This is a genomic window from Bombilactobacillus bombi, assembly GCF_013607485.1.
In the GTDB taxonomy this organism is placed as follows: Bacteria; Bacillota; Bacilli; order Lactobacillales; family Lactobacillaceae; genus Bombilactobacillus; species Bombilactobacillus bombi_A.
Genome location: NZ_SCHP01000008.1, coordinates 1 through 22,102 on the forward strand (window position 1 = coordinate 1; position 22,102 = coordinate 22,102).

Consider the following 22,102-nt stretch of genomic DNA (forward strand, 5'->3'; position numbering starts at 1 on the left):
ATATAGGATAATGAAAAAGATTTCTCAGAAAATATCTACTTTTATTATCTATCAGTAACCATTTTCATTTTGAAATACAAACAAAAAAGCCTGGAAAATTATTCTTCCAGACTTCATTTTATAGTTATGCATTTATCCCAGCAATTACTAGGTAACTTTAATCAAAATCTTGATTATTAACCTAATTTCTGCTTATTTTTAACATTTAAGTGTTCATCGAGGTCATAGACAACAGGTTGACCCGTAGCCATTTCCAAGTTCATAATATCTTCATCAGAAATATTCTCAATATATTTAGTCAATGCCCGCAAAGAGTTACCATGAGCGGCAATGATGACATTCTTGCCGTCAATAAGGTCAGGAGCAATATGATCTTCCCAGAAAGGAATAACCCGTTCCAAGGTAACCTTGAGATTTTCCCCACCCGGAATAGCCCGTGGATCTAAATGGCTATAACGGCGATCCTTAGCTGCTGAGCCTTCATCTGTGGCTTTCAATAATGGTGGTAAAGTATCATAAGAACGACGCCAAATATGCACTTGTTCATCGCCATATTTTTCAGCAGTTTCTGCTTTATTTAAGCCTTGCAAAGCTCCATAATGACGTTCATTTAAGCGCCAGGTCTTCATTTCTGGAATCCATAATTGTCCGCATTCTTCCAAAGCAAAATGCAAAGTCTTAATTGCCCGAGTCAAAACTGAAGTATAAGCTTGGTCGAATTCAATACCTTCCGCTTTGAGCAGCTTACCAGCATTCTTAGCTTGTTGAACCCCTTCTTCGCTTAGGTCAACATCTACCCAGCCAGTAAATTGATTAGATAAATTCCATGCACTTTGTCCATGACGAATAAATACTAATTTTGCCATTAATATACCCCTTTTCGATTTACTATCACGCTATTATTATATGTTTTCAGAAAATGTGTGTCAATGCACAATAAATATTATAACTGAGTCCGGCTTAAATTGCAGGTAATAGCCCCAAATTTTCAGCACTAAATCAGTCATATTCTAAACAGTTCCTAATTAATAAAGCTCTTCGGCAAAGCTACTGTAAACTAGTAGCCTGTTATTCAAAAACAAAGGCTAGACAAGTAATTGTCCTAGCCTTTGTTAGAGCTTAATTAGCAGGTGTATCCTCAGCTTCAGAAGCTGATGGATTATCTTTATTAGGGGATGGAATTATCGATACATTAATCTTGCCTTGAGTAGATTGGCTAATCTGTCTTTGAGCTTCTTCATTATTAACCAAGATACCCTCTTTCAAGTTCAACTGTTCAGCATTGTCTAAAATATTAGCCAGTTGTTGACTTTCCGTTTCGTAATTATCAACATATGGCAAGACTTTGAACTTCAAATCTGTCTTCTCTAATAAAAGTTGGTAGACAGGTGAACTTAACGGCACAATTAAGGTTGAATTATCATCTAGGGCCTTTTCGGATAGCCACCAAACAATAAATTCCTGCTCTGTATCAAAGCTCTTAACCATAATATTGGAACGATTTAATACTTGGATATATGGCTCACCACTAACGTAACTTTTGACAATAGCTAAAGAGTTGTCGACGCGGTAGAAGAATTCATCCATGACCTTATTAGGATCCTTAGGATTGAAGACTTGAGTTAAGCGATTGATACCTTGTTCATCTAAGTAATCTGTACTAATAATCTCTCCATCATGATAGTGGTTAATTGTCGCTGGTCGTCCGGCTAAATCTTTAGTAATCTTCATAACTAAAGTATTGCCATTATAAACCCGATCAATATTATGTTCTTGATCGCTTTCAACGTGTGCCTGCGGCCCAATCTCAATGCCAGTATTCGGTCCTTGAAGCGGCTGTGGCGCCTTAATATCACCAGTCTGGAAGTAATTATAGATATTTAACATTTCTGATTCAGGATTAATAATTCCTTCATCCAAATATGCTTGCCAGCGGGCATCAATATTTTCATCATAAATCAAGGTAATAATTGAAGGTAAGACATTATGATCATCTAAGTAATAAGCCAGGTCGGCCAAGCGTTCGCGCTGATTATCATCGGCTTCTAAGAGATCTTCTTGAAGAATAAAATACTTGCGGTTATGATCAAAGAATACATCTCCGGAAATCATATCCGTCCCAAACCAGCGCCGCAAAGTATCATTAATCCGCTGAATCTTGCGCACTTCTAAATCAATCGCACTTTGATCCAAATGCACTGACTGCTTGCTTTGAATTAAATGACTATAAAAAGTTCGACTGCTTAACAACTGGATCTTCAATTGACTTTTTAGTTCTTCTTGCTTGGTTTCGAGGTCTTTTAACTGCTTCTCTGTGTACTCCCAATTCTCCAAAGAACCATAAGGATGATCTACCGAAGCCGGCGCTTGGGTACTTAATGGACGCTGATTGGGCGGTGTCGGCACATTATTGTTAGATGCCAGCGATCCAGTCGGTGCAGGATTAACAGGCCGCGTCATCTGGGAAGCTCCCGTATTTGCATTCATTGGTGGCGGCGTTAACGGTGCATTAGGCTGCTGTGGTGCTGGCTGTTGATACGAATTATTAGATTCCGGCATTTGTTCTGGGGTTGCAGGATTAGGTTGTTGCTGACTAGGATCATTAACAGGATAATCTGGCACATCTTGAAAATATTGATTAGGAGCACTTGGCGTTCCCTGCTGAAAGTTGTTTCCTTGAGGATTAGTTTGTTGTTGTTGATTGGCCGCATTATTTGGCTGTTGTTGCTGATTAATTGGCGGTTGATTTTGCTCTTGTGGCTGCTGCTTTTTTCCATGTTTAAATAATGCCATCACGATACCTCACTCTTCAAAGTCCTAATACTATAATAACACTAAAATAATAATACCAAAATAGCCTTTTACAAGGAAATCACTTTTTAATTGTTTGTACTCCTAAAACATCTAAGAAGAATGTAAAAATTGGAATGCCGACAATTAGTCCCCACGTTCCCAACAGTTGTTCGGACACTAGCAAAACTACAAAAGTTACAAAAATCGGCAAATGTGTCCGACTCGACATCAATTTAGGATTTAAAACATAGGTTTCTAAGGCATGAATGGCAAAGATAGCAATCCACACATAGATCATCGTCTGCAATCCGCCCACCGTATAACCAATAATAGAAAGCGGAATCAAAGAAACAATTACCCCCGCCACCGGAATCATTGACAAGAAGAAGACCATCATCGCTAAACTGGGAATGCTGGGAAACCTTAATATAGTCAAGACAATTGCAGTTAAAACTGTATTGACCGTCGCAATTATTACTTGAGCTTCTAACACTACGCCAAAAGTATTAACAAACTTTTGCGCAAAAAAGTGAATATCTTCAAAAAGCCAACTCAATTTGCTGCGTTCAAAAGCCCGGCCAAATTCATTCATCCAATCAATTTCAAAACTATAAAAATAACTCAGCAAAAACGAAATAACAATCGTAAAGCCAATGGCGCCCACACTAGTAACATAACGCCAAATCTCAGTAATTCCGGTTTTGATTTGCTCATCTAATTTCAGATTTTTAATGCTGTCAACTAAAAAGGCAATCACGGGGTCATTTTGAACATTGTTGCTGTCATAAAAGTCAAATACTTTTTTGATTAATTTAAAGGTAGAATCCACAATATTGGGAATGTAGTGCGTGGCTAATAAATAAATCAAGCCAATAATGAGTAAATATAATGGTGTAATAATCCAAAAGGGACTAAGCGCCCAATGACGCTGCACCAACCGGATAAAACTGACTGACAAAAAGGTAAAAATAAACGTTAATAATACCGTACTCATCATAGCGCGCAAGAGCCAGATTAACAAAATGCAAAAGATTAATACTGATAGCCGCCGTAATCGCACATTTTCCACAAAGTTGTGATAAATTTTCATCTAAAACCTCCAAAAACGTTTATCAACATCATATACCACCGGCCAAATTATTGCTATCATCCAACATTCATCCCTTGATAGCCACTTATCAAAACCGTTGGAATTACTTATTCCAGGTGATGTTAGCTTGCGGCAGCTGCATAGAAAAGTTGCGAAAAGGTGACCAAGTGACCGTGTTAGAATCTTCATCTGGCTGTTCTAATAGATATAGCTGGTGATTACGAACCCCAAATATTAAAAATTCACCTTCAGGAGTCGAAACAGTATGTGCGCTTTTCTTCTCTTGTAATACTGCCGGTTCAATTAACGCCAGATATTGGACCAAAGGCTGCTTTTGCCCGTTGCGATCCACTCCCGGATAATTTGCCGGGTCTTGGTTAATGCTAAACTTGCCCGTCATATTCACGCCAATGCCAGCAATTGCACGTTGATGGCGACTAGAATAAGCCCCTACATATTGGCGTAAATCGGCATTCGAAGTTACTGGTTGTTTTTGTAAATCTAGATAATGTTGATAAAGCTGCTGGTATTGCTGTGCCAAACTTGGTTTAGTCTGACTGCTGGGATGGAGGTGAATAGCCACTTCACTATCTTCATTGGCACTGGCCCAAGGCTGAAAGTCCTTATTAAATAAGAGTAAATCCTGCTTACCTTGTTCTACCCGCCAACGTTTTTGATTAATATTATTGCCGTATTTCTTAGTATCGGTCGCCAAATCTATGGATTTAATTGCTGGATTATCAATGTTTTGCCCGGCTGTAAAATAGCTAATCGTTAATAAATTCAAAGGCTTAAAATAGATTTTGCCGTATAGACTAGTTAAATATCCGCTTAAAGTCTGCTGCTGCATAATTACCGGATTATCAACATTAGGATTCTCCTTACTTTGGGGAGCATGTATATAAATGGTATTCGTAAAGGTCCCATCACTGGCAATGGACAAATGCCCATAAACTCGACTCGTGGTCGATAAGGCACGGTAATCATACTCGCCGACAACAGCGTGACCATTAAGCTGAACAGCCTTAGAATCAGCGGCCACTGTCGGATCGACTAAGTGTTTCATCAAACTGGGCCCTAATTTATCAGAAGCAGCTACTTTAATCGCTTGATGATGGTGGTGCTTTTTTAAATAAGCGGCCGTTGCCTGATGATTGCGATGAGTGATTTTGCCCAGTTTCCATTTTTGACCTTGATAAGTAACGGTGTAACCATTAAGCGTATAGCCATGAATAGTTTCTTGATAACTGCTTTTAAGAGCAATCACCATCCGCGGCGGCTTGGTATTAATCGTAATTTCTTTACCATCTTGATTTAAGCGATAAGTCGGATTGGCAAAATCTGCATTTAAAATATTGGTGCCGTTTTTTTGATTGAAATTAGCAATACTCTTTACACTGACAGTTTGATTATTATAAAAATGTAACTGCAATAAATTTCCTTGACCGCTGCCAGCTCCTTGGTATAAATACCAATCGGCAGAACTGGCTGTTACTTGCCGATTTAAAGGCTGAGCCTTCTTACAGGCTGCCAATGTCATTATTGCCAAGATAGCAGCCAAAGATTCTAATAAGCGCTTCAAATCCATCATGACCTCACAGCTAATTTAATAATGTAATATCTAATAGCAATTTATCTCATATACTGCCTTATTATAAAGCTACATTTACTCATAAGTAAAGTGAATTTCTAAACTAGTACGTCCCTATCTAGAACTTAATAAATATTGCAGTTTAGCCTTTAATTGTGCGCGAACCTTACGCAAATAACGCGGCGTAACCCCTAATTGTTGTGCTAAAGGAGCAAGTTTTTGCTGTTGGATTAAATGGTGATTTAAAATCTGACATTCAATTGTCGTCAACTTGGGTAAAAGCTGACTCAACTGATATTCCAGTAATTGCAGATCGTCAGCTTGCGGATCTAAGAGCAGCTCATTTAATTCGCTGTGATCTTGGCGAAAGCGTTCATGACGCAATAAGTCTAAGGTACGCCACACAATCCGCTGAAAAACATAATGCTGAAATTCTGCCGCTGTCAAATCAACTTGTGTCCACGTTTGAGCATAAGTCAAATACGCTTCTTGTACTAAATCTTCATATAAGTAGTTCGAGCGATATACGCCAGCGCGCTTGAGCGCTCCGTAAATAACCCTTTGGTTAGCTTTCGCTAATTCAAAGCCTGTTTGATAGTCATGTTGTTGTTCCATTGTGAAATATCCTCATTCGTCTATTCCACAAGCGCTTGTGGTAGCTTTAACATACTGCAAACGCTCAACTGCTAGTAGTCGCGCTCTAAGGCATAAAATCGCAGTTTTAAAGCTTAGCAAATATCATGACGAAGCTGAACAGCCGTTATAGCTCCATTAGCGCGGGAAAAATTTCACCATAAAGAATGCGGCCGCGAGAGCGCATAACGCCAAATTTTTAAAGTTTGATCTTGCAGTTTTTTGGGCAGCTGTAATTCGGGAAAATCATAGATTTGCTGCAAGGTCCAATCTTGAAATAGCTGACCAAACTCGCGAACTTCCCGGCTAGTCTGAGGTAAATGGCGATGTAAAGAACATTGGCATTGAGAAAATTGCTGCATTAAGCCCATTGCCGGCGTACTTTGTATCTTTAAACCTGCTTCTTGAGCTGTTAATTGCAGTACTTTGCATAAGTATTCACTATAATAAGAAGTCCAATTAATATGGTTCTCCAAATCATGCCCAGCACCATAGTCAAACTGCAAAATTGTCTCTTCTATGGTAGTAAAGCGCGCTAGCTGTGCACCTTGGTCTTGACAGCAATCTAATAGCCAATGCAATCCCAGCCAATCCGTGGACCCGTGACCAATCGCCGCCAAAGGTAAATAGGCCGCTCGTCCTAATATCAGCGGCACAAAGCGCGGGTGGAGACTTTGGCGCACTAGTAGACGCGTTTGATAAAAATCAAAAATGCTCTGGTGACTAAAGTCATTTAATAATTGCCGCGTAGACTGGGGAACCATGAATAATCCCTGCTGCCGGTCTAAGACAATCGAGGCCGCCGGACAGGGCGGATGTTCCTGCATATTAAATAAAGCCACAACCTGCTGACTAAATTTAAAATGCGCACAAAAAGGCAATTGGTGGCGAGCAGCCATAGTTGCTAAAGTAGCCTTGGTGATTGTTGCTGGATAACGCGATTGGGTATTAACCATTACTTCACTCCTTGGTTATTGTTTGCTAATAAAAATCACAAATAGCCTTCTAATTCTACCATTAGTTGAATACGCTGTCATTTTAAAATTACGGCCAACCAACAATCAGCCATGCAATGTTATAATAAGCCTAACAATATTTGTGGAGGCGTAATTATGCAAAGACGACATCAGCAAACCTCAAATCATAACTGGCTTTATCTGATTATTGTCATAGTCTTAGGAATTATCATCTATGGTGCCTTTAAACTAGGTCAACAAACAACAGCTCCTAAGGCTTCACCCTCAACTCCAATCACCAGAGCGCACCACCACCGGCGGCCGCACTTTGCCAATCGACAAACTCCAAAAACTCATAACAGTCCAAATAGTGAACCTGAATCAACGCGGGATTATCAGTCTACGCAGGCAATTGGTCCTTATTCTATCTCTACGCAAGAGCTTAATGCCCATCCCTTTCATTATGATCATGGCAATTTAGATACCGGATTTCGCTTACAGTTAGATAATCAAAGCGGTCAAGGCCAAATTATTTTATTTAATTACGATAGCAATATTCAAAATCAGTATCCTGTTCACTATCAAGAAATTGCCACAAAAACCTTGCAACTGCAAAATAGTGCGGAATTTCGAACGGTAAAAGTCAATACAGCTTTAGTTTTTGATGAACATCCACAAAAAGTTTACTATGCTTTTAAAAATCGTTTTCACCTCGCTTCGGTTGCCATACCGACGGATGACCCGCAACTTTATCGCGAAGCTGTGCAAAGTGTCAATGATAAATAACCCTAACAAAAAAGGGCTTCGGACCATCTGGCTCCGAACCCCTTTTTAATTGGAAAACTTTATCAATTAATTAATCATTAACTACAACAACATCATCGGCCTTCAGCCATTCATAAGTTGATACCCGATAAAACTTCTGACCATTAATAAACCGCACTTCACTGCAAGTACGACTAGCACCAGAATTGAGATGCTGGCTAGGCAAAGCCACACCTAGTGGAGAGTAAAAGTTCACTGGCGCATGCTGGCTAGGCACCTGCACTGTAAAGCCATTATCAACATTCTCAACATGGGGCGCACTTTCACTGCCGCGACCATCATATTGGGTCAAATTATAGTGCCTAATCAATCCCTTTAACTTGGACGCATAATCGGGATCAGTTGCATAGCGACCTTGCAGCCAATCAGCAGCCTCTTGATAGCTAGTAATATTCTCGCGCCAAACTCCACTGTAATAAGGATTACTGCGTAACTGCATGCCATTATCATTAAAGGAGGCCTTCATATCAGGATAAGTCCGAAAATTGGCCTTAATCGTGTAGTAGTCCTTGTCGGCACTCCATTCTTGGGTCGCCATCGCCACACTGGCCTTATTATAGCTGCCCTTGATGCCGAAAAAATTATTATATGGAGCTTGACTAATTGTAGAAGATCCCCAATTGCTCTCAAGGATGGCTTGAGCCATCATCACGGAAGGATAAAGATTGTATTTTTTAGCAGCCTTTTGGGCAACTGGAGCAATTTTTTGGATGAATTGCTGTTGATTATCTAATTTAAAGTCGATATCTAACAGCGACACACTTGAAGTGTTAGACGCAGCTTGAGCCACGGACAATTGGCTTTTTATACCGCCAACCCCGGCAGTCATGACTAGTAAGGCCAACAAAGTACTTGTTACTCGGTTCTTTTTCAAAATTATTCCTCCTGACAGATTACTACCATACTAACGTTTGGGGGATAAAATTTCAACTATAACAAAGTAATTTTGAATATAAAAAAGCCCGAAACCAGTTTAATGGTTCCGAACCCCTCTATATAGAAATGACTATAAAATAATAGAAACTAATATCTTATAATAAACCCCTTGTAAAAAGGACTATTTTTCTAAAGAACCATCAGTTGCTTTAACCCATTCATTAGAAGAAACATTGTAGAATGTTGCCCCATTAATAACTGCTTTTTGAGTAGTTCTCCATGGACTTCTTTCAGCAACTAAACGACTAGGTTTTTGCAGCATTTGATTACCATCAGCTGAAATCTTCCAGAGATGTGTAGAATTAGATGCTGTGATATGGATAACATTTGGTGTAATATCACTCACACTAACACCGCCGTCAATCCAAGTAGCATTACTACCATTTTGAGTATAAATTACTTGATCAGCACGAACATATCTGCCGTCACCAATCTTGTAATAATTTACTCCGTCAACAGTATGTTTAGTATTGGTTGTAAAGGAAGTACTCAATTCAACAAAATCATTAGCAATCGCATGACCATTAGCATCATATACTTGAACTGTGCTGAAATTGGAACCAGTCAACATTGCTACTGTACCATCAACAGGTGTATCATTGCTGGTTATTGTTGGAGTTGAAGGTGTAGTAGGAGCAACAGTTGAAGAAGGAGAAATCATAGAAGAATTAACTACGATTTTACGTGTGAAAGTATAGGTACCAGTATCTTTGTTAAACTTACTATCTAACTTAATATTTTCCCAAGAAGTAGGTGCTGCTCCAGATTTGTAATCTTTATTGATTAAAATTTTACCACTATTCAAAGCACTAGTATAAGCTGTTTTGTCTACATTACCGCTAGCATCAGTGAAGTATGACAACAAGTTTATAGTTACATCTTGAGTATAGGTGCCAGCATATTCAAAGCTAGAACTCTTAACTTCATTACCATAGAAATAAACTTTTCCTGGCATAACAGCCTTGTTACTAATATTATGACTACTATCAGCCGCATGAGTAGTACCCGTATTAATTATAACACCAACGCCTTCAGTAGAAAGAGCTACTTCATTTACAGATTTACCAACTGTAGAAGTTAGAGTTTGTGGTTCCTGAAGTGAAACTACCAACCCATCAGCACCCTCTGCAGGTTTTACTATACCACTTGGTAAAGTTACTTTGGCTGGAATTAAACGCCAAGTAAGTGTTTTCTTTACAGTTTCACCACCTACTGTAAACGTAAAGTTAAGATTAATGTCAGAATAAGAAAATTTATTAGCGTTTGTTCGGGTTACATCCAATTTTGCTTGATCAACAGCAGTTGCCATTGGGTCATCTTGTGATAGAAAGATAGATATCTCATTAGAATTTGACACATGACCAGATTCTATATCTGTCCGTTTAACGCTTAGGTCAACCTTGAATTTTCCATCTTTTAAGGCGCTCATATCAGCAGGTTTAACAGAATTGTTAGTATCTTGTAAAATGTATTGAAGAACACCATATTTATCCTTCAATTTACCATCTGTATCAAAGCCGTCCTTAATTGCTCCATCTGTTTTATGGTCCTTAATAAATTCAGTTAAACCATATGACTCAAGTTCGTTAATACCACCATCATCATTTCCATCTTTCGTGTATGTGGCAAGCACACCCTCTTTTAAAGTAGCTGCCAACTTCTTTGCAGCTGTTACATCAGCGCTTTCACGTGTTTGAACCTCAGATGCATTTGCGACTACTGTAGCAGAAGTAGTAATAACTGGTGCTGCAGCCAATAATGCAACTGCTGTTAAACTAACATTTCTTAAAATGTTTTTTTTCATTAAAGTAACCTCCTAAGTATTCGGATATTCACAATCCAACTTAAATTTACCACATTTGATATCCCATTTAAAGATAAATTTACAAAAAATCATATTATTTTAAGATAATATCTTGCGCAGTGGTGGCAACAAATTAATTATCTGCACCACTGCCACAGTTATCACAAAGGCGAGTACAAATAATCCAAAATCCTGTAATTGCGGCCAAAATTTATTAAGTGATAAAATTACCATTCCATGACAAAGATAAACTCCATACGATAAAGCTGCAAAATGTTCAATTAAACGTACTTTCACTGGCTGCTTATTAAGATGATTTTCCTGTGCTTTCAAAGTCAAAAAAACGGCCACTACAAAAAAAGGCAAGATAAGATTAATAACTAAATTAATAATATCTACGTAATTATTTTGCAGCCATGGGCTTAACAAATTAACTAATATAACCGCACCAGTAAAGCCACCTATTGTAAAAACTGCGGAAGATTTTTGATTATTTAATTTTAAGCATAAATATCCTAAAATAAAATATCCAAAATAACCGGTGAACCAGTTAAATTGTCCTTGAGGAAATACTGTAAAAATTGTTTTCCATGGCGCAGATAAATAAAGGCTTAAATTTTTAAAAACAACATCCAAAAGATACCATAAGCCTAATAAATAACCAATAATTACATGTGGCAGATGATCTAGCGCTGCCTTAATAAATGGTGACAATAAATAAAACAAAACTAAAGGATAAATAAACCAAAAGGCTGTTAAAACAGGCGTATGGTAGATATAAATTAATGTCCCCAGTGCATGATGCCAACTCTGATTGCTTAAATACTTAAGACCCACTGCTGAAATAATTTCCCACATTATAAAAGGTATAAGAATCCGCGGCAAACGGATTTTGAATAAATATTTCAAATCAAACGTTTTTTTGCTGTTTAAAATGACAGCGCCACTAATCATAAAAAATAAAGGAACTGCCAAATCCGTAAAATATATAACAGTATGCGCCAAAATATTGTGTGGCTGCTGATTACTGTCAACAAAGCTATGGGCCATCACTACAAGCGCCATTGCTATAATTCTAATTAAATCTAAAAAGATATACCTGTTATGAGTTTTCAAACATCTGCCCCACCTTAATTTTTACAATTATCATACTACAAATTTAGATATCAAAAAATAGGGTCCGGGACAAACATTGTCCTAGACCCCTTCTACGTTAGCCAAGAGAAAACAACTCAACAAATGACGATAAATTATAAGCTATTACCAAACTTTTTAACGGGTTTGGATAACATCATTAGAGCTTATCCATTCATAAGTAGACACTCTAAAGAACTTTTGACCATTAATCAAACGCACCTGATCTGAAGCCCAACTGCTGCCAGCCATTACCACACGAGATGGCTTTGCAACACCTAAGGGAGTGTAAAGATGAGCGACATCACGATCTTCTTTGACTTTAACTACAAAATTGCCACTTTGAACATTTGCGGCATTAGAAGAAGCAACTTCTCCCATAGTATTATTATCAATATTGTCATACTGAGTTAAATTATAAGTTTCAATCAATTTATTTAATTTGGAAGCATAACTTGGATCAGTGGCATAACGACCTTGAAGCCATGCAGTAGCGTTTTGGTAGGTGGCAGCATTTTCACGCCAAGTACCACGATAATAACTGCTATCCCAGCTCACACCATTGCGTAATTTATTACCATTGTCCGCAAATGAAGCCTCCATATTTGGATATTTTCTAAAATAGCTATCAATTGTGTAATAGCCCTTATCTTTACTCCATTCTTGAGTCGGCATATTAAAACTAGCGCCATTATAGTCACCCTTAATACCAAAAAAATTGTAATTAGGGGCTTGACTTGCAGCTGAAGTACCCCAGCCACTTTCAAGAATTGCCTGAGCCATCATAACTGATGGATACAGTCCTGATTGTTGTGCTGCTTTTTGAGCGGCTGGAGCAATAGTTTGTATAAATTGTTGTTCATTACTAATCGGAGCAGAATAAGTTACTGCTTTAGCGGACCAAGCAGGGGTTGCAGTAGCAGAAGGATGCGCTATATCTGCATCAGTTGCTGCTTGAGTTAAATTAGCTAGAGGTAAAAGTGTGCCGCCAGCCAGCACAGTGGCGATTAAAGCCGACGTTAATATATTCTTCTTCAAATAAATCCCTCCTGTTAGATTACTGTTTAATAATAACGGCTAAATTAGCCAATTACAACCGTTATTAAGTATTTGTAATAGAAGTGAAATACAAAAAGGATTGAGAAAATTATTATCCCAATCCTTAAAAATAAATTTCTGAATATAAAAATCAGCATTACTGAAATTCTAGTTTGTATATCTAAAAACAAACACTATCTTTTAAAATTATTAGCGTTCCAAGCTGCCGTATTGGCTATTAATCCATTCATTAGTTGACAAGCGATAGAATGTTTGTCCATTAATAACCGCTTTTTTATCAGTAGCCCATGGAGTATTTTGAGCGACAAAACGGTCAGGTTTAACAATCATGCTTTGTCTGTCATTAGAAATCTTCCATAATGCTGTGTAACCAGCACTTCTTACCCAAAAGACATTGAATGGAATGTCACTAACGATAGGGGCTCCAGAAATGTTTCCGACAGTAATAGCAGGAGCAGATTTATCTTGGAAAGTTACTCGATCAGCTTTAACGTATTCTGAAGTTGATACTTGGTAATAAGCAACACCCTTAATTATATGCTTATATCCTGTTACCCAAGAACTTCCAGCTGGCAATGCCCGATCAATAATTGGCCGTCCCTGAGGATCATATAATTGAGCAACACTAGAGACATTACCGGTATTAACTGTTACAACACCATTAACCTGTTCATCTTTTGATACTTCGGTAACTTTTGCTGGATTTTTTTCAGTATTAGTATCTTTATCAGAAGACTGATTTCCTTTATTTTGGTCGGTATTAGCTGGTTTATTCTTATCTTGGTCGGTATTAGCTGGTTTATTCTTATCTTGGTCGGTATTAGCTGGCTTATTCTTGTCTTGGTCAGTATTAGCTGGCTTATTCTTATCTTGGTCGGTATTAGCTGGCTTATTCTTGTCTTGGTCGGTATTAGCTGGCTTATTCTTGTCTTGGTCGGTATTAGCTGGCTTATTCTTATCTTGGTCAGTATTAGCTGGCTTATTCTTGTCGTCAGTTACCGTAACCGAACGGTAATAAGTGAAGATTCCAGTTTGCGGATCAAAATTATCAGTTTTATCCTTGAGGGTCTTACCGTTATAAATAATCTTCCCATCTGCTAAAGCTTTATCATAATTATAAACTGGTGCTGAAGCTTTACCCGTTTGACCCATCAAGTCTCTTAAATTAACCGTAACTTTACGCTTATAAATACCTGGCTTAGTCAGCTTATCACCGGTAACAGGTTGTCCTTGCTCATCGACAAGATTAGAATCAAATGTAATATATCCCTTTGCTTGTTCAGTAATATCCTTAGATGAATCATCAGGATCAAAGAATTGGATATCACTGTAATCACTACTACCTAAATAATCAGATACGGGTGCATTTACTTTTGCAGCTTTCTCTGTTTCTGATTTGAGAATATTAAAGTTAAGACCCTTACTCATATTCGATGGGGCTTGATAACGGGCTTGAGCGGTCTTTTGTCCCACTTGAACCACATTATTAGACTTATCGACAGTATAGAAGGTATAAGTAAGATTAATAGTACCTGTACCATCCTTGATATCTTCTATTGCTTGATCAAATTTAGATATCTGGGTTGGATCTAAAATTACCTTATCGCCATTACCTTTATTAACAGAAATTTCCGAACTAAAGATAACATGATTATCCTCTATAGCTTTAATGTCTTTACTAGATAAAGCATAGTCTTTATACTTGCTTCCTGTTTGAAAAATCCCACTCAAAAGGGGATCATTAATCAAGGCTGTCTTTTTAACCTCTGTCATTGGTTCGCCATCGCTGCCAATAACAAAGTTACCATCCTTATCAAAAATCGGAACTTCTCCTTGGAAAGAACCAGCAATATTCTTATCAAAAACGCCAATTTGGCTTTCTTTTGAAACAGGCTTAATTTGATCTAAGAATCTAGCTCCATCTAAGTTAGGTAAAGTCGTATCTTTAAATGTATCAGTAATATGTTTCAAAGCTGTCTGTAAAGCATCTTTATCATCAGTATCTGCTGCTTGAACCACTTGTGTACTACTCAATAAAGCAGCTGGGGCTGCAATTGGAGCAACAGCTAACAGAGCTGCCGCGACGACGCTAACACCCATCAATGACCTATTTTTCATATTTATTGCTCCTCTCAGTAAGCTTATAATATCTTAAACTAAGTTTAATATAGCACAGAATGAAGATACTATACAAACCTATAACCAAATCATAAATGAAAATTAAAATTTATTTAACCTTTGTTGCAGCAACAATAAAAGCGCCAATAAGCCTAACGAAACTAATGATACCACCCAACTAAAGCGATCAATCAGAGTAGGACAATAACGCACAGTAATTAAATTATCTTTAGTTCGTGTCTTCAAAGCAATGGTACCTCGTTTAGAAAAATAATAAGCTAGCGGATGTCCATTATTAGTTACCTGGTAATTGCTTCGCGAATAACATAATACTGGCAAATCAAAAGTATTTGCTGCGACTTTAGAATGATATCGATAAGATACACTATTGGCATGAGGAACACCAAATAAACGCACTTGACGTCCATTTATTCGCGCCCAGTGATACTGCCACTGATTGAGCGATTTTAAAGCTTGGCGTGGAAAATAATCATTAGGCGCCTGATCAGGATAACGATAATGGGAAAAATTAGCTTCCGTAAGCGGCTGTTGGTTAGGGCTCTGAAGCGGCCAAGCCAAATATTGATGTATAGCTGTTAAGCCACAACCACAAGTAATAATTAACAAAATAAATGTCCAAGCCTTTTTAACCTTCTTAGAAGATAGCAAACTCAAAGATTGAGCTGTACACCAACTTACCGCCAGAGTTGCAAAGATATTAAAGCGAAACGGAAACTGAATTACATTAATAAAAGATCCATGCAGCCAGCGCCAAGGAAAAGCAGGCGTCGTTAGCCAGAAGGCTATAATTCCACTGCCCAAAATAAGCCAATTGCTGCTGCTAAAATAAGGCCAATGTAAAATAAATATAATTACATTAATTATTAATAAAGTTAAAATCAAGGGACCTACGGTATTAGCGCCAGAAGTAGCAGTAATCATCTGATTATGGCTTATAGCCAGCCACTGAGCTGACCAAGAAAGAGGCTTTAAGACAGAGAAATGAATTTGGGTGGCCTGAATTCCCGTTGGCGTAGACAAGTAATGCTGCAAAAATGGAGCCCAAAAAATGAATCCAACGCCTAAGAGCGCTAGGCCTACTTGCAATAAATGTTGGATCATCTTCCAGTTAATATCACGTTTTAAAATAATATCCACTATTAGCCAGAGCAGTAACAGACAAATCATCATAACCGTAGTTAATACATGACTAAAGAGCAAACCAATCATCCCAATAAATAAAAGCCAGCGCCCACCTTGTTGATGCAATACCAAATAAAATCCGCCAAAAACTAGCGGCAAAAAAGCAGTTGCCAAGTATTCTCCCCAAGCAGCCCGAGAAACAAGATCTTGCAGTCGATAAAAAGAAAAAGTGTAAACTACAGCAAAAACTAAGCGAAACCAATACGGTTTATTAAACCGTCGAGATATCCAATCGCAATTAAATAGAGTTAATAAATGAAACGCTGATAACCAACAATTAATGAATAATACTGGATGCTTCCACAGTTTAATTGCCCATACCAAAGGATACAAAAACTGGACAGGATAAAAGACATTCACCAAATTACCAGTATTTCCAAAACCATATGTAGCAATCACAGGAAAATTAGAAGTGCTTAGCAACTCTTGTAACCTTGCATAATGAAAAATCAAATCATCGCCGCCAGGTAAACTACGATATTTCACATAGAAATATTGAAAAACTAACGTAATTAATATAAAGATAAAAAAATTAGTACTTAGGCTACAACGTAATCGGTGTTTAAGAATCATTATTTCCCCTATTATCTAATTAATTAATAATACAAAAATGGCTGTCCTAAGGACAGCCATTTTCACCAACAAACGATATATATAATATATCATGAAGAAGGTAAGAATACAAGTATAAATAAAAAAAAGCTTACTTAAAAGTAAGCTTTTTTAAAATAAAATCAATTATTTTTCAAGATGACCATCGTCAGCTTTCATCCATTCATTGCCTGATACAGCATAGAAGGTTACACCATTAACAACAGCTTTCTTGTTAACTGCCCATGGGGAGCCTGCAGCAAGATTACGTGAAGGCTTCAATACCATGCTGTTGCCATCAATTTTCCATAATGTTGAAAGCATGCCTGCTGATCCATTAGGACGAATAACATTCAAAGGAATATCTGTTACTTCTACCTTACCAGTAATAACAGCACCATTATTGCTAGAAGGAGTTGTTGCTGCAGCAGCACTAGCTTCTTCAAATGATACCTTGTCAGCAGCAATATATTCATGACTTGATAGACGGTAGAAGGCTTTACCATTCTTGTTCATTGTACGACGAACATCAGTCTTCCATCTTGAACCACCAGCTAAATTACGGCTAACTTTGACGTTTCCATCTTCGTCATATAATGGAGCTGTAGTATCGGATCCACCATTAACAGTTACAACACCGCTAACTTTTTCATCCTTGTAAGTTCCATTATCAGCTGTAACATTAACTGTCCGCTTCAATACTAAAGTACCTGGTGTTAAAGCACTAGCACTACCATCAACTACAGTAGAATGATTAGCACCTGTAACTAAATATACATCAGCATCAGCATTGGTTGTGCTTGGAGCTTGGCCATTAACAGTAATTAAGCCATTAGCAGCAGCATTAGCCCAATCCTCAGGATTAGCACCAGCATTAAAACCAGCATTAGGCAAATTAACAATTACTTGTTGGTAATATGTTCCGGTCTTAGCAAAATTACCATCTATAATACCTGTATTACCTGGGTGGTAATTTGTACTTCTTAATGGGGTTGCGGAAATAGCACCAGCATTATAAGCAGCCATGGTAATATCATCGCCATTATAATTCTTAATATTACCGTTAGCATTCATAAATGAGTTAGAAAGACCATAAATATTAGCACTATCGCCTACTTTGGCAGATAAAGTGGAATTATAATTTACGTATGCAGCACGCTGATTATTAGTCTTGTAACTAACAGTACTCTTTAATAATCCAGCATCACCAAGACTATTCTTTGCGCCATCATAAAGTTGAACAGACATTGTAACAGTACCACCATTAATTGACATGTCAGTACGTGCGCGGTATGCGTCTTCCGTTGTTCTAATTGGAAAAGCTAATGTATTAATAGCATTGCTATAATCAAATTGCATTGTGTAATACATATGCCTTGCCGCAGTTTCATTTTGAGGGGTACCTAAACTAACTTGTTGATTACCCGCAAAAAAGTAGCTTAAAAAGTCACTAGCTCCACCAGCAGCAACAGTAATATTTTGGTTAGACAATTGCAATGGATTAGAAGGTGATGAAGAAGAACTGGTGTTAAATTCTGTTAAATTATTTCTTAAATCCTTTAATTGATCTATCCAACCTAACTGGTTATAAAAATGGTGAAAACTGCCTTTAGTAGCTGTACTGGTAATATTGCCAGAAACAGTTGTAGAAGTACCCATTGTTTTAACTTTTTGAGCAACTTCAGCAGTATTTGTATCAACTGCAGCCTTAACAACTTGTGTACCGGATGCAATATTTGCAACTGGGGCAGCGATTGGTGCAGCAGCTAATAAAGCAGCAGCAACAACACTAGCACCCATTAATGAAGATTTTTTCATATTGTGGTATTCCTCCTCGAATAATCTCATAATTTATAATTTTGATACCATAACTAATATAACACAGGATTGACAATTATTCAAAATATTTTCCGCTGTGAATGATGTTAATTGGTAGTCGTCCAGCGCTTTATCATCCTTGTTCTTAGCTATTGATATCTCAATACCAACAACTAGTATTGTAACTCAAAGTCGCCCATTTGCAAGCGTTAATCACTTAAATTGCCTTTTTTTCTTAGTTCCGTAATGTTTTTGTCATATTCCTGCAATAATTAGTGGCCTTTAGCACCATTTTTGCCCTGTTGACCGCAAATGATGAACTGTTTAATTGCACTAGTTACTTTTTAAAAATAATTGCTAAAATAATAGTTATTAAATAATTTATTTAGGAGATATTTAGCATTGAAACTGCAATTAAAAACACCACTATTATTTATCCCAGTTTTTATTTATTTTTTTATTTTCCGCTATTTTTTGATTCTTGGTGGCGATGATTTCTTTTGGTGGGGTGAACATGGACAGTATTTGCTAACTCATAATTTTGTTGCACCTAATCTGCCAATTTATGGAGGTTCAGGTAATGGACGTTATTTAGGTAATCTTTTAGAGATTTTTACTACGCGTCATTTATTGTTAGCGATGTTAGTCTATGCTAGTTGTTGTACTATGCTGTTGCTGTTAATTTATAAGCTCGGCGATTGTACTTTAATATCTTTTATAGGAGGAATCTTAGGTACTACTTTATTACCTACGGGATTATTTACAGATGTTTTGGCTTGGAATGCCGGGTTCGTGAACTATGTTCCCCCGATGATTACAATTTTGTGGTTACTTTACCTGAATTATCAGCCACACCATGATAATTTTTTATTGTGCTGGTTAACCTTGCTGATCATGTTAGTGGGACAATTATTCCTCGAAAGTATGACCCTTTTACAGTTGTTTTTCATAATAGTAATTATAGGATGGCAAAAATTCCAGCAAAAGCATGTTTATCGTTTTAATATTTATGGACTGGCTGGAGCACTAATAGGCGCAGCCATCATGGCAGCTCATCCTTCTTATTATCTTCATACTAATAATTACCGGCAATTAGTTACTAGTTTTAATCAGATAATCCACAATTATATTTATCAGACACATTTTTATTTTTTAACTTTTAATATCGGTTTAAATTTAGTTTTAGCACTGCTCGTTTTAGGGCTATTATGGCACTCAACTAATTTAATGGTAAGAGTTGTTATCAGTGGTCTTACTGTAATTTTTATTGGCTATTTAATCTATATTAGTAATTATATTCAACAGCGAATTAATGATATCTTTATTATTCAAAATTTACCCAGACAAATTGCTATAATTGATAGTATAGTCATGACTGGCTTTTGGTTATTGATACTTATAATTGCTCTACTATTCTTACCAAATTCTTATCGTTATAAGATTATTACTTTTCAATTAGCTGGTTTTTTGTCTATTGCTCCCTTTTTTATAATTAATAATCCTTTACGCATTCGTGAGTATTTTTGTAATTATATATTTATGCTCTTAACTGCTATTACGTTAGCTAATTATTTAATATCAACTTATCTTTCTTCTCAAAGGATATTCTCTAAACCAAGGTATCAATGTATTATTTTACTAATTACAGCAGCATTAGCTTTACATACTTTAACAATTATGAGTACTAATCATTATGTTAATGAAATTAGAACCAGTAATTCTGCGTGGCTTTCTGGCCAGCAAAGTCAATTACGGCAACATGTGCCCTTTCGCAATTATGTAAAAGGATTTGATCGACTTATTGATCAACATCCTCAATATTATCGTTTTCGCCAGCAATTTAACTTTATTGAAAAATTTTGGCGTTAAAAATAAAAATGCCAGCTTTATTAGCTGACATTTTATTAGCACTATTTATTTGGTATGGCACGGGTTACTGTACATTGATTATCTAAAACCCACTCATTGCTGGATACTCGGTAGTAAGTATGCCCATCATAAGTCGTGGTTTTATCAGTTAGCCAGCTAGAGCCCCCACTTACTAAACGTGATGGCTTCCAAGTCATTGTTACTCCATCATCACCTAATTTATACAAGTGGGTAGCACTCAAACTATCTAGCACTTTGATAACACCCTTATCGCTGTTATCTTCAGCTACCGGGGTATTATTGGCTGAATTATCATCATTAAGCCTGCCATAATGATACTGTACTAATTGATAGAACTGCCACATTGTGTAGCCCCATTTATTAAAATAGCCAATCGGATCAGTATGACCACCAGCACTTGGATGATATTGGTTAATAGCATTATGAGACCAAATGGTGCCGTAACCTCTTTCATCTGCTAATGATGGAGTTAAACCGTAACGTTTCAACATTACAGCAGTGAAATATGCTTGGTTATTGACGGAACGTGCGAAATCGTCATAATTATTGACCTCACACAATTCAATCTGAATCATCCGACTATTAGCCCAAGGACCAGCTCCCCAGACACCATAGTCAGCACTATGAATCTGTAAAATGTTATTAGCATCAGCAAAAGCATGCACATATGCTTGAATATTAGGCCACTCCCGGTTAAAGTAAGTAACCTCATCCCAGGCTGAAGCATTGGAATCTGCTGTTTCATGAATAACTACACCCTCTGGCTTGCCAACACCATTGCGATAACCAAACTTCTGGTCAAAAGTTCCATTAACTTGATGAATCTCATTGGGCTGAATATTATTCTGCTCAATGTATTCATTAATCGTTTGTGCTTGCGCAGTCTGAGCAAAACTCAAACTACACAAAAATACTACTAAACCTACAATCGGCTTCCACAAACGGATAATCCGTTGTCTTAAATCCATTTAAACCTCTCCTTTTGATAACCTACCTCTACCATTCTAACAAGTAATAATAATGGCAACAATACTTGTAAGCAATGTGTAACACAAACGCAAACTTTCTGAATTAATATCAGAATAGGGCATTAAAAAAGTACTGATAGCTGTTGCATCAGTACTTTTTAACGTAAACCAAATGTATTGGGGGAGAGGTGTTTGCATGATGATGTTTAGGGGGGTCTTCGAAGAGATATCTCCAACATAAAATTGAGAAATATTAAGGGTACTTTCAGCCAGTATGAATATCCTTAATGAACTAATCTTAATAGTCATATTCTCAAGTATCAGCATTAGTGACAAACATCATCATAAACTTCAGGCAAACACCTGACGATTATGGTTCACCTTCAAATTATAACTTGTTTTGGTCATTAAATACAAGTGCAAATAAAAATGCGATGTTTACAGCTAATTACTTAGTCACACTATGCTATTATAGTAGTAGAATTGCTGCGGTGGCTAAAATGCAGGTTACCCAGATTACTGGTGAGACTGCCAGAATTACCAGTAATTGCTTGGTGGTTATCGGAGTGTCGTCCATTAACTTTGCATTTACCAAGCGGGTGATGCGTTTTAGAACTGTGCTAGACGTCTGTCTTGAAGTTACAAGATAGGCGTTTTTTGTTTGTAATGCCATATAATTGCCTCCTTACTTCC

Annotated in this window: 17 protein-coding genes; 2 read left to right on the plus strand and 15 right to left on the minus strand. The window is 37.2% G+C overall.

The window, feature by feature from the left end; translation table 11 throughout:
• Nucleotides 1–176 precede the first annotated feature (176 nt).
• The 6 genes from EQ827_RS03325 to EQ827_RS03350 form a co-directional block, all read right to left on the minus strand.
• Entirely contained in the window at nucleotides 177–866 is a 690-nt protein-coding gene (locus tag EQ827_RS03325; RefSeq protein WP_181189567.1) for a 2,3-diphosphoglycerate-dependent phosphoglycerate mutase, read from the minus strand.
• A gap of 253 nt (nucleotides 867–1,119) precedes the next feature.
• Nucleotides 1,120–2,793, minus strand: coding sequence for a hypothetical protein (locus EQ827_RS03330; RefSeq protein ID WP_181189568.1), 1,674 nt, complete (start codon nucleotides 2,791–2,793; stop codon nucleotides 1,120–1,122).
• Nucleotides 2,794–2,872: 79 nt separating this feature from the next.
• Nucleotides 2,873–3,883, minus strand: coding sequence for an AI-2E family transporter (locus EQ827_RS03335; protein WP_181189569.1), 1,011 nt, complete (start codon nucleotides 3,881–3,883; stop codon nucleotides 2,873–2,875).
• 103 nt (nucleotides 3,884–3,986) lie between these two features.
• Complete coding sequence (locus EQ827_RS03340) at nucleotides 3,987–5,471, minus strand: hypothetical protein (RefSeq protein ID WP_181189570.1); 1,485 nt, start codon at nucleotides 5,469–5,471, stop codon at nucleotides 3,987–3,989.
• 117 nt (nucleotides 5,472–5,588) lie between these two features.
• Complete coding sequence (locus EQ827_RS03345; RefSeq protein ID WP_181189571.1) at nucleotides 5,589–6,089, minus strand: sigma-70 family RNA polymerase sigma factor; 501 nt, start codon at nucleotides 6,087–6,089, stop codon at nucleotides 5,589–5,591.
• A 173-nt stretch (nucleotides 6,090–6,262) separates the two neighbouring features.
• Nucleotides 6,263–7,063 (minus strand): hypothetical protein, encoded by an 801-nt coding sequence (locus EQ827_RS03350; protein ID WP_181189572.1) that lies wholly within the window; start codon nucleotides 7,061–7,063, stop codon nucleotides 6,263–6,265.
• 156 nt (nucleotides 7,064–7,219) lie between these two features.
• Between EQ827_RS03350 and EQ827_RS03355 the strand changes: the two genes are divergently transcribed.
• On the plus strand, nucleotides 7,220–7,849 hold the full coding sequence (locus EQ827_RS03355; RefSeq protein WP_181189573.1) for a hypothetical protein: 630 nt from the start codon (nucleotides 7,220–7,222) through the stop codon (nucleotides 7,847–7,849).
• Between the two features lie 70 nt (nucleotides 7,850–7,919).
• Here EQ827_RS03355 and EQ827_RS03360 read toward each other — a convergent pair whose 3' ends face one another.
• The 7 genes from EQ827_RS03360 to EQ827_RS03390 all read right to left on the minus strand — a co-directional run bounded on the left by EQ827_RS03360 (nucleotide 7,920) and on the right by EQ827_RS03390 (nucleotide 18,551).
• Nucleotides 7,920–8,762 carry a glycoside hydrolase family 73 protein gene (locus tag EQ827_RS03360; RefSeq protein WP_309109329.1) on the minus strand — a complete coding sequence of 281 codons (843 nt, stop codon included), beginning with the start codon at nucleotides 8,760–8,762 and terminating at the stop codon, nucleotides 7,920–7,922.
• Between the two features lie 183 nt (nucleotides 8,763–8,945).
• Nucleotides 8,946–10,628 carry an SLAP domain-containing protein gene (locus tag EQ827_RS03365; RefSeq protein WP_181189574.1) on the minus strand — a complete coding sequence of 561 codons (1,683 nt, stop codon included), beginning with the start codon at nucleotides 10,626–10,628 and terminating at the stop codon, nucleotides 8,946–8,948.
• Between the two features lie 99 nt (nucleotides 10,629–10,727).
• The gene (locus tag EQ827_RS03370) at nucleotides 10,728–11,744 is read right to left on the minus strand and encodes an acyltransferase (RefSeq protein ID WP_181189575.1); all 1,017 of its coding nucleotides are present in this window, start codon (nucleotides 11,742–11,744) and stop codon (nucleotides 10,728–10,730) included.
• Nucleotides 11,745–11,900: 156 nt separating this feature from the next.
• A complete protein-coding gene (locus EQ827_RS09165) occupies nucleotides 11,901–12,800 on the minus strand; it encodes a glycoside hydrolase family 73 protein (RefSeq protein ID WP_219912627.1) in 900 nt (299 codons plus the stop codon).
• Between the two features lie 210 nt (nucleotides 12,801–13,010).
• Nucleotides 13,011–14,939 carry an SLAP domain-containing protein gene (locus EQ827_RS03380; protein WP_181189576.1) on the minus strand — a complete coding sequence of 643 codons (1,929 nt, stop codon included), beginning with the start codon at nucleotides 14,937–14,939 and terminating at the stop codon, nucleotides 13,011–13,013.
• 102 nt (nucleotides 14,940–15,041) lie between these two features.
• Nucleotides 15,042–16,715: a hypothetical protein gene (locus EQ827_RS03385; protein ID WP_181189577.1), complete on the minus strand. Its 1,674-nt coding sequence runs from the start codon at nucleotides 16,713–16,715 to the stop codon at nucleotides 15,042–15,044.
• Between the two features lie 165 nt (nucleotides 16,716–16,880).
• Nucleotides 16,881–18,551 carry an SLAP domain-containing protein gene (locus tag EQ827_RS03390; protein WP_181189578.1) on the minus strand — a complete coding sequence of 557 codons (1,671 nt, stop codon included), beginning with the start codon at nucleotides 18,549–18,551 and terminating at the stop codon, nucleotides 16,881–16,883.
• 402 nt (nucleotides 18,552–18,953) lie between these two features.
• Here EQ827_RS03390 and EQ827_RS03395 point away from each other — a divergent pair, with 402 nt between their 5' ends.
• Nucleotides 18,954–20,420: a hypothetical protein gene (locus tag EQ827_RS03395; protein WP_181189579.1), complete on the plus strand. Its 1,467-nt coding sequence runs from the start codon at nucleotides 18,954–18,956 to the stop codon at nucleotides 20,418–20,420.
• 41 nt (nucleotides 20,421–20,461) lie between these two features.
• Here EQ827_RS03395 and EQ827_RS03400 read toward each other — a convergent pair whose 3' ends face one another.
• Nucleotides 20,462–21,409 carry a peptidoglycan recognition protein family protein gene (locus EQ827_RS03400; RefSeq protein ID WP_181189580.1) on the minus strand — a complete coding sequence of 316 codons (948 nt, stop codon included), beginning with the start codon at nucleotides 21,407–21,409 and terminating at the stop codon, nucleotides 20,462–20,464.
• A 469-nt stretch (nucleotides 21,410–21,878) separates the two neighbouring features.
• Nucleotides 21,879–22,082: a hypothetical protein gene (locus EQ827_RS03405; RefSeq protein ID WP_181189581.1), complete on the minus strand. Its 204-nt coding sequence runs from the start codon at nucleotides 22,080–22,082 to the stop codon at nucleotides 21,879–21,881.
• Nucleotides 22,083–22,102 lie beyond the last annotated feature (20 nt).

Coding starts and splice junctions, on each gene's coding strand:
- EQ827_RS03325 (WP_181189567.1), bottom strand. CDS start 866: ATGGCAAAATTAGTATTTATTCGTCATGGACAAAGTGCATGGAATTTA.
- EQ827_RS03330 (WP_181189568.1), bottom strand. CDS start 2,793: ATGGCATTATTTAAACATGGAAAAAAGCAGCAGCCACAAGAGCAAAAT.
- EQ827_RS03335 (WP_181189569.1), bottom strand. CDS start 3,883: ATGAAAATTTATCACAACTTTGTGGAAAATGTGCGATTACGGCGGCTA.
- EQ827_RS03340 (WP_181189570.1), bottom strand. CDS start 5,471: ATGGATTTGAAGCGCTTATTAGAATCTTTGGCTGCTATCTTGGCAATA.
- EQ827_RS03345 (WP_181189571.1), bottom strand. CDS start 6,089: ATGGAACAACAACATGACTATCAAACAGGCTTTGAATTAGCGAAAGCT.
- EQ827_RS03350 (WP_181189572.1), bottom strand. CDS start 7,063: ATGGTTAATACCCAATCGCGTTATCCAGCAACAATCACCAAGGCTACT.
- EQ827_RS03355 (WP_181189573.1), top strand. CDS start 7,220: ATGCAAAGACGACATCAGCAAACCTCAAATCATAACTGGCTTTATCTG.
- EQ827_RS03365 (WP_181189574.1), bottom strand. CDS start 10,628: ATGAAAAAAAACATTTTAAGAAATGTTAGTTTAACAGCAGTTGCATTA.
- EQ827_RS03380 (WP_181189576.1), bottom strand. CDS start 14,939: ATGAAAAATAGGTCATTGATGGGTGTTAGCGTCGTCGCGGCAGCTCTG.
- EQ827_RS03385 (WP_181189577.1), bottom strand. CDS start 16,715: ATGATTCTTAAACACCGATTACGTTGTAGCCTAAGTACTAATTTTTTT.
- EQ827_RS03390 (WP_181189578.1), bottom strand. CDS start 18,551: ATGAAAAAATCTTCATTAATGGGTGCTAGTGTTGTTGCTGCTGCTTTA.
- EQ827_RS03400 (WP_181189580.1), bottom strand. CDS start 21,409: ATGGATTTAAGACAACGGATTATCCGTTTGTGGAAGCCGATTGTAGGT.
- EQ827_RS03405 (WP_181189581.1), bottom strand. CDS start 22,082: ATGGCATTACAAACAAAAAACGCCTATCTTGTAACTTCAAGACAGACG.